Genomic DNA, 11,188 nt, shown 5'->3' with positions numbered 1-11,188 from the left:
CATTCTATTTTTATTTCACTCTTTTTTCCTCTGTTTTTTCCGATTCTTTCTTTTTATAATCATTTTTTTCACAATTAGCATTTACAAGAGGGAAAAATAGAGTTCTTGTTATATTCGTCAAGCCTAATCTTTTTTTATATGGTGTTCTTAAGCGACTTATGTCAAAAAAATTTGATAACACTAAAATTACATTGGATGATATAAAATCTGATTGGAAAGTAGGACATGATTACATCCCTCAAACAGAAGTATACCGTGAAAATTTTGAAAAATATGAACCAAAATCTGAAATTGTTCAAAAAATCAAATCTTGGTTGATTGAAAATGACGAAATCTTGATAATTGTTGCGTTTGGGGCAAACTGGTGCGGAGATTGTAAAATTCAATTACCACGATTAGTAAAAATCGAGAGAAGCTTAAATGATCCTCGTATGGAAGTACGCGTACTTACAGGAATCAAAGTAAAAGCGCCTTACCAAAGAGAAAAAGGAAAGGTTATTTGGAAGTGCCCTCCATCTCCCCCTGAAACACTCGATGAACGATTTGATATGTTTCATATTCCTGCCATCTTTCTTTTTAATAAAAAAGGTAAATGTCTGGGAAAAATTGATGAAAAACCAGAGCATAAATCTACTTTAGAAGAAGAAATTTTGTTTTATTTGGAAAAATAGATACAAAAGTTGAGAAAAATTTTATTTGAAAATTAAGAGGTTCTAAGGAGAATTATTTACTTAGAGATTTTCAAGTTTAAAGAAAATTTTTTTACTCATTTTCATAATGCATACTAATTTTTAATTAATCGATTATTTCCCTCTTGCTTTTCTGGAAATAAGGCATATCCTTGAGACATTAAACTTAATTTAAGCATCTGACCAACATGTGAATTTCTTACCATAAAAAATGTAGTAAAAGGTTGAAATAAGTCACCTCGACCTAAGTTATGACAAGCAATGGTTTTTAAAAGATCTAAACAAAGAATCATATAACAAGGTTTCGAAACTTCAGCAATACCTTGAATATTGACCCGTCTTGTATTACAAACTAAAGTATTGTAGGGGAATAGGCGTTCTATGCAAGTTCTTATGCCAAAAAGCTTGCGTAATTCTTCATCTGTCCATTGTTGTGGAACGAAATCCCGATTAAGAATTAGATTTTTACTTAACCGTACTAAATTATGTTTTTTAATGTTCCTAGTCGCACCAATCAATCTGATCGCACCATTCTGTGCAAACAATCTTAAATTCTCCAACGAATATGCCCCTCTATCACCTATTATAAGTTTTAGTGGTTGTGTCACTTTTTATAAAAAATAGGTCATAGTATCAAAAAAATTTTTTTGTCATAAACATTGGCAAGAAATAACATACAAAAAACAGTGACAACTTATCCCCATAGTAAGTGTAAATAATTGAGATTATATAATCCACACCTAAAAATTTATTGTTGAGTCGCCCTAATCCTGCATCTTTGTCCGAATAAAACTGTGAATTCCGAGATTTGTATTCAGAAGCATTAGAATGTATGAAATGACTGCCCCATATTAAAACTCTATGTGAAATTTACCTTTTTTCAACAAGTTGCTTCACTAATGGATAGAAAAGGCCTTCAAATGCATCAAGAGGTGTGTTATGGTAAAAATCACAAAAATTTTGCTCATTAGGTACAAAATTCTTGCAATGTAAAAGTGGAAAAATCGCTATTGGGTTGAGAATTGATAGAATTCGCCAAAATTGTGCATAGCATTCAACTCCTAAATAAATTCTCAAATATTCATATATAAACATGTCATAAAGACAAAGAATTTGGTGCAAATGGCCTGTCTCTTCTAATTTATTTTCCCAATTCTCCCAATAAGAAAGATCTTGCGTCAAGAACAATTTATCAAAAAAACATATAAAATTACATACTTCAAAATAAAGAATTCGGCCATAATTACTATAATAAATATTTCCAAACTCAAAAAATGTTTTAGTGTGTCGAGAAAATCGAAGTAGATAACTTACGCTCATATATTGCGAGTTAGATCGTACCAGATAATGAAATAAGGCAACTGGTTTTTTTATAAGCAAGATTTATGTCGTTCACGCTTTTTTGGTGGTTTTTGAGGGAATAATGCCTTTAAGCCTTTTCTACTTTCTGCGGGACGAAACATGCTAAATATCATATTTGTGAATAATCCGATATAATCTATAATTTAATATTGAATTATCGTCGGTTTTTTCGTATATATTAATATGAGCATGAGCTAGGAACCAAAAGATTTTATGAATTTAAGATATGCGCCTTTTATTAAGTTATTAGTTAATTTTCTAGATTATAAATGCAAATATAATCAATGTTCTTTTATAAACCAGTTATTATCCCGCAATTATTCATGTAATTTAATATAATATAACTCTGATTATTTGTCTGTAATTTTCTAACTTATTCATTCATTAATAATGGAGACAAAAAATAAAATCGGATGCATTCATAAAATTGGAATAAAAATGTCTTCAAATAATAAAAATCCTTAAATAATTAAATTCTCTTAGAAACTCTTAAGATATATTTTGATTTTTTTTAACAAATATTTTATAATTGATTCAAAAGATGGTATAAGTATGAAGAAACAGTCTTCAAGTATATAACTATACCGATTTAAATCGCCAATAATCAAGAACCGAAACAGTTTTGAGGGGAAAGAATAATATTTATTTGATAAAATATGTCTTCTTTTATGGAAGCGGCGATTCCACAATCGACAATCCCAACTTTCTTTAAAGATTTATTTCTTCACGGTAAATTTAAATCTTTTGTTAACAAGTTGGTTGATCAATCCAAAATCGCCTAAAAATTTCGTCCAAGGTTGTATACATTCTCTGATTACATCTTGGTCAAGCTATATGTTTTAATTACTAAGCAATCGACCGATTTAGCCTCAGATTACCTGAACAAACTTTTTACCAATTATTATCTGTAGAGATTCAAATTAAAAATAAAATCCTACAGCAATGGTGTTCGTATGCGGAGATAAGTAACTAATCAAACGGAAGTTGATAAATTTTTCAGAAAATTATCGGAAAATATGTTCATTTTATTTTCAGAAACATTCTAAATCGTTTGAATCAAAAGATCCGAAGATTAGTTCTAGGAGGTTCGAAGATGCATCTACTGGCCGATAACACGGAATATCGGTGCTTTGGGGAACCTAAACCACCATTTGAAGGGGGAACTCATAAACAACAAGGAACCCGTAAATTTAGGCTCTTTCAAGGCATGGTACTTCACGGATGTGGTATGACTTTGTTTTCTGAGTTTCGATTGCTTTGTTATAAATAATACAGGGCAAAACATTTAGGACTTTCTGTGAAATGGCTCAAATTTCAAGGATTTAATCTGAGCTACGCATTAATGGACCGTGAATTTTACCGTGTCTCGCTGATTAAAAAACTAAAAGATCAAAAATTACCAATTCCAATGCCTGCTAAGAAATTTCAAAAAGTAAAACGCCATTATGAGCAATTTTTACTCGGAAATCGAGAGTTAAGCGACATTTATCTATTTTCACAAGCTAAAAAAACTAAACCATGGCCGAGTTCGGTTCATGTGCACTTGGTTTTGACTGCACATAGGAGTAAGTTCGCTTTACAAATTCGTGAAAAATTTCGAAGAAATCAGATTAATTTTGATAAGCAATGAATGAAATTGAAGGATTTTTCACTACTCTGAAACCTCGCATAAATTTGGCACGATGGAGCCGATGGCTTTCACGAACATATAAAAAACGGTGGTTTGAAAAGACAGGATTTCGCATGCTAAATTCCATTCATGAATCGTTCTGAAATCATCATCCAACTGTGCAATTAGCTCAATTATATCTACGTGCATATATTTTTAATTGTCGGCAATTTTACCGCAAGCAGCAAATTAAAAACGCCACTAAAATTTGGAAATCACGCTTAACTATGTATCAATCATAGTTGAGGGCATATATTGAAAAGGAGATGCAAGAAAGTATAAGAGATAATGTGTGGTTTTTACAAAAAGAAAAAATGAAGTTATTCTTTGTGAGATAAATCATAACCTTAAAGACTGAAGAAAAAAGAAGATATTACTTTGAAAACGAAAATCCTGAGATGATACTTTCTTTATCTTTGTGATTTAACATAATTAGTTTTGTCCGCTAAAACTAAGAATGATTAAGTGAATTTTTTATCTGAAATATTTTTAGACATGTTTCTTCAAGCGAAAGAGTATTATACTACTGATTCCAAACAAACTTCCTGCCAGTAAGCTCTCAGAAAATCCAGAAATCGTAATAAATCCTGAATTCTCTATACCAACAAGTACAATATCTACTTTAATGCGAATTCGAGATTGGTTATAATAGTAATCGATAGCTTTCTGAGAAATAGTAAGTCTTGTTTCGCCCGAATTGTCAATATTGATTTCGATTGCTTTAACATCATTTAAATATTCAGTAGGAAACCAACAAATTTGTGAAGAATTCATAAAATGAGCGATTGATTCAACGTATGAAACTGTTGTAAATGAAGAATCGCTAAAACTGATTTCTTCGACAACTTCTCTGATATTGACATCGTTATCAATGTAAAGAAGACTTCCTATGGGAACGGCGAGTTTGTATCCACTTTGTATGCTGAAAGGATTTAAAATTACATCGTAAGTGTTAGAGTCAAAAGATGTAATTTCAATTTCTGCAATGAGATCGGATTGATCAGCATAATTGATATCTAAATATGATCCCACATAGCAATTCTTAATTATCACATTTTTCAGAATTAAGTCTTTATCTACCATTAGTATATTTGATTGATCTTCAATGATAATTCCGATATGACAGTTTTCAATTGTAATATCTTCGATGCTCAAATTATTTGACTGTGAACAATATAATCCCACAAAAGTATCTGTAAATTTCATATTATGAATTTGCAAGTTGTTACAACCAATTGCAATTACTTGACCATAATTCTGAATATTTCCATTTAAATTTACATTATCTTCATCAAAGAAAAATCCAAGAGGTAGATCATTTACAGTATTACCAGTTATTTCGTATCCATAAGAATACATAAAATAAGACCAGAGTCCACAATTATAAAACGAATTATTAATTATATTTCCTTGTTTTCCTGCGAAAAATAGTCCCATTCCACAATTTTTTACTACATTATCTTCAAAAATTGCAAATTTTGTTAAATGATTTATGACTGCAGCAACGCCTGGACCATGTAAATCTAACCGGTTGTATTTTGTAATGATAGGTTCGAGAGGAAGTTGATTATTCCGTTGACAATCAATAAATTGATTATTAACGAATTCTATCCGAACAGTAGCTTCTGAATAGAAACCGATACTGCAATTCGTAATCATGCAATTTTCAACCCGAATTTTTTGTTCTAAATTTGAACTTATATAAAGGCTTCGAATTCCAAAATTAAAGTGTTCAATAACGCAATTTTTGAAAAGATAACTATTAACAGCATCCTGGATTACGATTCCGCTGCTAATATTGCGCTCATCATTAAGTGATAAAGAGGTGGAATATACATAATCGCCCCGTAAGGTAATTCCTTCAATTAAATATGGATCAGACGGGGTACCCGTACCGGTTATAAACGGATAATCAGCGAGAGATTCATTTCCTCGTAAGGTGATAGTTTCATTTACAATCCTATTTGGCCGTATTTTTTCTGAGTTATTCTCAATTGGCAAGAAGGCAGAATGATTTGGTTCTTGATTTAGATTAGGTCCTAAAACCAGCACTCCGCTAATAACTAGAAGAAGATAAATACCAATGAAATGATAATTTCTTTTTGAAAAAGACATATTTGATCATATTGCTCTAATTAAATTTAAATATTTTTGATGGCCAAAAATAGGATTTTAATTGAGTGTATTTTAAGATTTTGGATGAATTATTAAAACGAAGGATCTATTAAATCTCACCACTTTTTTAATCTTTTTCACATATTTTTCTCACACCATAAGTTTTAATTGCGGAAATTTACGTATCATTGAATTTAAGAAATTTAATTGAAAATTATAATTAAAAGTTAAACTAAGTAATATTAAAGGGTTGTTTCGATAAATGATGAAAGCACGAATCTTTCGTTCAATCCTTTCTGCCGTTTTTGGCCATGATAACACTAACAAATTCGAAATCAAATTATTTTTATGCTCTGCAAGATTATTTTGAATACATAGTTTTGGGTAAAGATTCATGATTTCTCCTAACGCTGTGCCAACAGCAGGAGGAATCTTTTTACCGACTCGTACCGTTTTTCGGTACGGGTCAATCTTTGCATATCCACGCTTTCCTTTATCAAATACAGTTCGATATCCTTTAGGACCCCGTTTCTTTTTAGTTTTAGGTATCTTTTTCTTTTTATGCAGTCCATTCTTTGTTCCTTTTTTTCGTCCACGCCTTTTTTTCATTTTTACTGCAAGATCTTCTACTAATTCCATATAATAATATTCACGAGTCGCTTTTTTCTTCACAAAATCGGATTTCACACCGATTGTAGTAATCTTTCTTATGTTTTCTTTATAATTATAATGTTCAACAACGACGTCTTCAAAAGGTTTTTTATGACGGTGCATGATTAAAGTAATTGGGCGTTTAAGGTTCTTGGCGCAGGATTTACTGCTTCCTCATGCATCTGCAGTGATAACTTCTAAAGGATCTTGTGAATTTCAGTCAGCTTCTAAAAATACATCACGAATATCTTCCCATGTGCGAGTTTTTGACACTTTAAGGCTTAATACCTTGTGAATTGCATATCCTGTACCATAATAATATAAAACGAGATACCATTGATCTTCAAAAATGTCTCATAAATAAAGATTGCATGTTTTAATTGCGTTTTATCAACTAAGTTTTGAAGCCTATGTTAGTCACCCTGCATATTTTGAAATTAATTGCTTAGATAAGTCATTAAACTGGAATAAATTGAATAATCTTTTGTAATATTAGTTAATTTACCTTGAAAATGAAACAATTTTGTCATAATCTCCTCCAAATATATTTGAATAATGTTTTCAATGAATAAACTTGAATAAACAATAAATTGTTTTCCTTGTTTTGCAATATTTAGGAAAGAACACTTAGGATTTCGACATTGGTAACTTTGTACGCGAGTTTTTCCTCGCTTTTTTGTTCCATCATCTCCAATTAGGGAATATTGACAAATTCGACAACATATTTGAATTGATTTAAGAACAATCTTGTCATTGTTTTCAAATTCTATCACAATATCATGATATTTTTTTGTAACGGGCATTTTAAGGCGAGTTGTCATAATTATTCAAAACAAATGTGTAACTTAAACTTTATGGAAATCTTTAACCAAGCATTTCTGAATGAATATTTACCGTTTATCTAGAAAATTATTATGAATAGTAAACAGATGAATTGATATTTTTAGAAAAATTTACGATTGGGAAATAAAATTAAAAATTTAAAAAGATCCTCGAATTTTAAAATCCATCAGATTTTGGAGTTTTAAGTTTTTTCGCTTTTTTTCAATTATGATTTCCACTTCAGCCGTTTATCCCAAAAGGCTTTTTGTCATGCAATCATGCTTGGAAGAAGCAAAGGTTGAAAATTTACTTGTTTAGCCATTTTAATCCAAGTTCCTTTTGTCATATGTTCTCTAGTCGAAAAAAAGCGCTCAACTTGGCAAGAAGATCAGTTTTACCTAGTTTTACAGCGGTTAATGCCCGTAGCAAATCTAAAATATAATTTAATACACGATTGATTTCTGGCATACATATACCACGGGTGTTGAGCTGTTTACTGTTATGAAATGTATTGTTTGAAGCCTGGCCCGCTTCAATAGCCGAACTAATTTTGTATATTTTTAAAATATCTTGTGTTAAAATAAAAACCCTTTATTAATTCTTTATTGGGTTGATTTTTCAAATTTTTTTTAACCTTAATTAAGGGATAAAGCCTAAGTTTTATACAATTTTCCAAATTCTTTTTAGAATAATCTCCAGTATCCATGATCACGAACATCTATTCTTTTCTGATTGATAACTTACGAAAATTGGATAGAGTTTCTCTCACTATAGGATTTTAATTCCGATTTCATACAAATTTCTCAAAATGTACAGGGAGAACATGATTTCCTGAACCACAATAATAATAAAAGATAGATACTTCATACCCTACTCCCTTCTTGATACCGTTATGCCGATTAAATCTGCATCAGGATCATTATATCGTTTTGCTTGCTTAGCGTCTTCATCTTTATAATTATTGTTACAATTCCCATGAACGAATTGGCAATCATATAAAAGAATACTAAGAATAATGATGCCAAGATCGATGGCTTCTTGTTCAAACTTATGGAAAACTTTAATAAACGCATCTGAAGGAATTAGATTTAATATATAACTAATATTGTTTACTGTACGAAAATAGTATTGATCATGAACAATTCCTTTAAATGGATGTTCAGAAAGGAAATAGGAAAGCTTCTCTATTCCTGTAAAATCTTTGAATTCAAGTTGTCTTCTAAATAGCTCAATAGCGATGATATCATAAAGAAATATTCCTTTAAAAGGTGTCCCGTTTATCTCAAGATCATTTTGGAGATCATCGAAATATGATAAATCATTTAATTCGAAAATATAAATAAAATATCTTTTAAATTCAAGAAACAGTTGAAGCATTTCCCACTCGCGTTTTGATATATTATTTTCTGAAAAATCCCTAAAAGTATTTTGAGGAATACTACGAAATTTTCGTAGATATATTGTTTTTGGCACATATATGGTTTCAGATTTTTGAAAATAACTTTCAATTAACCTTTTTGGTTTAAAATATTGCAGAATTAACTTTTTTTTATAGTGTCGAACAGGAATCTAAAGGTGCAAAAGGTTTTATAGTTATTTGATACATTTTAGGCTGCCACATTTGAAAATAATTGATTTTTAAGCTAAAAATATAATCTGTAAGTTGTAATTACTGAATTATAGGTCGATATTTATACTCATTGATTATCATAGGTTGGATTCTCGCAAGCTTGATATATATAGTAAAGTAACTAAAGGATATAAGCTTATTGGGTAAAATGCAAAAATAAAAATGAAAATTCATTCAATATATCATATGAAATCTCTGATATTGATTTATTTCAATTCAAAATATATTTACTGATGAATTTACTATGATATTTTTGAAGACATAAATTTGACTTAGAAAAAGACAATTCAATTAAATTTGGGATAATTTAGCCAAAAACGTGCCAAAATTTAAAGTAAAGGAAAAAAACTTAAAATTGATAAAACCTAATATCCACTCAATTAAGATATTTTTGGATTTTTTTTAACAAATTTTTTGCGAATTTCACGAAATAAAGATTCAAATACTAAACTGATCGTTCTTAACAATAATAACATTCATAGTTATCAACTAATCATTTCTTAAACAATCATTTTACAATCAATATTACGAACAAAATTAGCAACTTCACCACCAATACCATCTTGAATTCAATCTAATATGTCAGTTGGCTGTTGATTTATAAATAAATGGACTCAATCCTTAGTATTTCAAATATATCTACCATCTCGGATAGTATCTAAACAAATAATATCGATAATTAGATTAATGATATTAACTCTGAAAACTAAAACGATTCAAAGACTCTAACGACTCTAAATACTCCAAAGACTCTGAAAAATTTAATATTTCATATAAATCTAAAAAAAACTTTCAAAAATATCAAAACTATCAAAAATTCTTAATAATTTCCAAATCTTCCCAAAATTAGAAAAAATGCACATTTAAAGTGAAATTGATTAATGAACACAAAATCATCCCATACTCCTCAAAATTCTTCCACAAACGAGCGAAAAACTCCAAATAAACTAATCTTGCGGATCGAAAATATAGTTGCAACCATTAATCTTCACTGCCCTATCAATTTGACAATTCTAGCCGAAAAATTCAAAGATATTGAGAAAAAGGAGAACTTTCCTGGTGTGATCACCAAATTCAGCAAACCTAAAGCTACTTTACTTATTTTTTCTAGTGGAAAAATTGTTGTCACTGGTGTCCGCCTTGAAAAACACATCCCAATTATCATGGAAAAAACATTGAAAAAACTTTCATTAGCAGGAATCACTTTGACTTCAGAACCAGATATCCGTATTGAAAATATGGTTGGGAGGGCTGATTTTCAGACCAAAATTAATTTAGATTTATCTTCGTTAATGCTTGAACGAGCCATTTACGAACCTGAAGTTTTTCCTGGATTGATCTATAAAATTCCAGAGCCAAATAAAATTTGCTTTCTTATTTTTAGTTCTGGTAAAGTTATTTGCACCGGAGCTAATAATCTGGCAACAATCCAATCATCACTGAAAAAACTTGCAATTCAATTGAAAAAAAATGACCTCTTTAATACGGGAAAATTAAACAGTATCGAAAATAATACTGATGCAGACACCGAAATGCTGGATTTATAATTTTTATATTTTGTGGATGCAATTCATGAAAAAATTTTCAAATAGTTGATCGGTAAATTTTAAAATTCATCCCCCTTTCTTTTACTCAGCATAAAAAGTCCAGTACTTCTTTCTCAAAAGGATTTTTGCGTCCATTGTGTAGCGGTTATCATCCGGGCCTTCCAAGTCCGGGACCCGGGTTCAATTCCCGGTGGACGCATCTTCTTCATACTTTCTTTTAAAAAGCCAAGAATAATCTAAAAATGGTTCACTCTGTTAAATAAGTTGTTGCGTATTTTTTCCGCCATTCTGGTGGATTTTCTACTGTTGCCCAGTATTCTTTAATCTCTAAAATTAAATTCTCTTTGAATTTATAAAATGAAGTTGCATAATACTTTGCAGGTTTCGATTTAGAAAATACTTTTACAACACTTACTGCTTCTGAATCAAATAACTCAATTCTTTTTAAATGGGTGTGCCACTTACCTGGATAATGACAATTAGCTTGAATAAATGCTTCTTTTGTTTGAAAATACTCGTTAGATGTTACCCATATTGCTTGAAATTCAGTGTGGAGCAATGAGAGGGCTTTTTCGAACTGATGCTTATCAAAAAAATCCCAAAATTTCTGAATCAAAGTTATACGGATATCCATAAATATAGAAATGTAAATTTTTGAAAAGAAATAAAATTTTTCAGTGAAATCATGCGTTCTTTTTTAATT

Annotated in this window: 12 protein-coding genes and 1 tRNA gene; 6 read left to right on the top strand and 7 right to left on the bottom strand. The window is 30.1% G+C overall.

Annotation, left to right across the window (positions count from 1 at the left end):
- Nucleotides 1-158 precede the first annotated feature (158 nt).
- Nucleotides 159-671 carry a TlpA family protein disulfide reductase gene (locus ACXLDF_RS15915; protein ID WP_457559536.1) on the top strand — a complete coding sequence of 171 codons (513 nt, stop codon included), beginning with the start codon at nt 159-161 and terminating at the stop codon, nt 669-671.
- Nucleotides 672-784: 113 nt separating this feature from the next.
- Here ACXLDF_RS15915 and ACXLDF_RS15910 read toward each other — a convergent pair whose 3' ends face one another.
- Nucleotides 785-1,297 (bottom strand): hypothetical protein, encoded by a 513-nt coding sequence (locus ACXLDF_RS15910; protein WP_457559535.1) that lies wholly within the window; start codon nt 1,295-1,297, stop codon nt 785-787.
- Between the two features lie 262 nt (nt 1,298-1,559).
- Nucleotides 1,560-2,009: a hypothetical protein gene (locus ACXLDF_RS15905; protein ID WP_457559534.1), complete on the bottom strand. Its 450-nt coding sequence runs from the start codon at nt 2,007-2,009 to the stop codon at nt 1,560-1,562.
- A gap of 1,135 nt (nt 2,010-3,144) precedes the next feature.
- Here ACXLDF_RS15905 and ACXLDF_RS15900 point away from each other — a divergent pair.
- The 3 genes from ACXLDF_RS15900 (at nt 3,145) to ACXLDF_RS15890 (ending at nt 3,824) form a co-directional block, all read left to right on the top strand.
- Nucleotides 3,145-3,321, top strand: coding sequence for a hypothetical protein (locus ACXLDF_RS15900; protein ID WP_457559533.1), 177 nt, complete (start codon nt 3,145-3,147; stop codon nt 3,319-3,321).
- 72 nt (nt 3,322-3,393) lie between these two features.
- Nucleotides 3,394-3,681 (top strand): hypothetical protein, encoded by a 288-nt coding sequence (locus ACXLDF_RS15895; RefSeq protein WP_457559532.1) that lies wholly within the window; start codon nt 3,394-3,396, stop codon nt 3,679-3,681.
- Entirely contained in the window at nt 3,678-3,824 is a 147-nt protein-coding gene (locus ACXLDF_RS15890) for a hypothetical protein (RefSeq protein ID WP_457559531.1), read from the top strand. Before ACXLDF_RS15895 ends, ACXLDF_RS15890 begins: the two co-directional genes overlap by 4 nt.
- Nucleotides 3,825-4,209: 385 nt before the next feature.
- Here the strand turns inward: ACXLDF_RS15890 and ACXLDF_RS15885 are convergent, their stop codons facing one another.
- The 4 genes from ACXLDF_RS15885 to ACXLDF_RS15870 all read right to left on the bottom strand — a co-directional run bounded on the left by ACXLDF_RS15885 (nt 4,210) and on the right by ACXLDF_RS15870 (nt 8,781).
- Nucleotides 4,210-5,835 (bottom strand): right-handed parallel beta-helix repeat-containing protein, encoded by a 1,626-nt coding sequence (locus ACXLDF_RS15885; RefSeq protein WP_457559530.1) that lies wholly within the window; start codon nt 5,833-5,835, stop codon nt 4,210-4,212.
- Nucleotides 5,836-5,985: 150 nt separating this feature from the next.
- Nucleotides 5,986-6,609, bottom strand: coding sequence for a hypothetical protein (locus ACXLDF_RS15880; RefSeq protein WP_457559529.1), 624 nt, complete (start codon nt 6,607-6,609; stop codon nt 5,986-5,988).
- A gap of 314 nt (nt 6,610-6,923) precedes the next feature.
- On the bottom strand, nt 6,924-7,307 hold the full coding sequence (locus ACXLDF_RS15875) for a hypothetical protein (protein WP_457559528.1): 384 nt from the start codon (nt 7,305-7,307) through the stop codon (nt 6,924-6,926).
- Nucleotides 7,308-8,178: 871 nt separating this feature from the next.
- Nucleotides 8,179-8,781, bottom strand: a complete 603-nt coding sequence (locus ACXLDF_RS15870) for a hypothetical protein (protein WP_457559527.1) — start codon at nt 8,779-8,781, stop codon at nt 8,179-8,181.
- Nucleotides 8,782-9,819: 1,038 nt separating this feature from the next.
- Between ACXLDF_RS15870 and ACXLDF_RS15865 the strand changes: the two genes are divergently transcribed.
- Nucleotides 9,820-10,485 carry a TATA-box-binding protein gene (locus ACXLDF_RS15865; protein ID WP_457559526.1) on the top strand — a complete coding sequence of 222 codons (666 nt, stop codon included), beginning with the start codon at nt 9,820-9,822 and terminating at the stop codon, nt 10,483-10,485.
- A gap of 127 nt (nt 10,486-10,612) precedes the next feature.
- A tRNA-Gly gene (locus ACXLDF_RS15860) sits at nt 10,613-10,684 on the top strand.
- A gap of 48 nt (nt 10,685-10,732) precedes the next feature.
- Here the strand turns inward: ACXLDF_RS15860 and ACXLDF_RS15855 are convergent.
- A complete protein-coding gene (locus tag ACXLDF_RS15855) occupies nt 10,733-11,119 on the bottom strand; it encodes a hypothetical protein (protein ID WP_457559525.1) in 387 nt (128 codons plus the stop codon).
- Nucleotides 11,120-11,188 lie beyond the last annotated feature (69 nt).

The organism is Candidatus Harpocratesius sp. (assembly GCF_054039255.1).
Note: the sequence above shows the minus strand (reverse complement) of the source record. Positions and strands in the feature narration are given on the sequence as shown.

What these genes read in the sequence shown, in the direction of transcription:
- ACXLDF_RS15915 (WP_457559536.1), top strand. Translation starts at nt 159, where the DNA reads ATGTCAAAAAAATTTGATAACACTAAAATTACATTGGATGATATAAAA.
- ACXLDF_RS15905 (WP_457559534.1), bottom strand. Translation starts at nt 2,009, where the DNA reads ATGAGCGTAAGTTATCTACTTCGATTTTCTCGACACACTAAAACATTT.
- ACXLDF_RS15900 (WP_457559533.1), top strand. Translation starts at nt 3,145, where the DNA reads ATGCATCTACTGGCCGATAACACGGAATATCGGTGCTTTGGGGAACCT.
- ACXLDF_RS15895 (WP_457559532.1), top strand. Translation starts at nt 3,394, where the DNA reads ATGGACCGTGAATTTTACCGTGTCTCGCTGATTAAAAAACTAAAAGAT.
- ACXLDF_RS15890 (WP_457559531.1), top strand. Translation starts at nt 3,678, where the DNA reads ATGAATGAAATTGAAGGATTTTTCACTACTCTGAAACCTCGCATAAAT.
- ACXLDF_RS15885 (WP_457559530.1), bottom strand. Translation starts at nt 5,835, where the DNA reads ATGTCTTTTTCAAAAAGAAATTATCATTTCATTGGTATTTATCTTCTT.
- ACXLDF_RS15880 (WP_457559529.1), bottom strand. Translation starts at nt 6,609, where the DNA reads ATGCACCGTCATAAAAAACCTTTTGAAGACGTCGTTGTTGAACATTAT.
- ACXLDF_RS15875 (WP_457559528.1), bottom strand. Translation starts at nt 7,307, where the DNA reads ATGACAACTCGCCTTAAAATGCCCGTTACAAAAAAATATCATGATATT.
- ACXLDF_RS15865 (WP_457559526.1), top strand. Translation starts at nt 9,820, where the DNA reads ATGAACACAAAATCATCCCATACTCCTCAAAATTCTTCCACAAACGAG.
- ACXLDF_RS15855 (WP_457559525.1), bottom strand. Translation starts at nt 11,119, where the DNA reads ATGGATATCCGTATAACTTTGATTCAGAAATTTTGGGATTTTTTTGAT.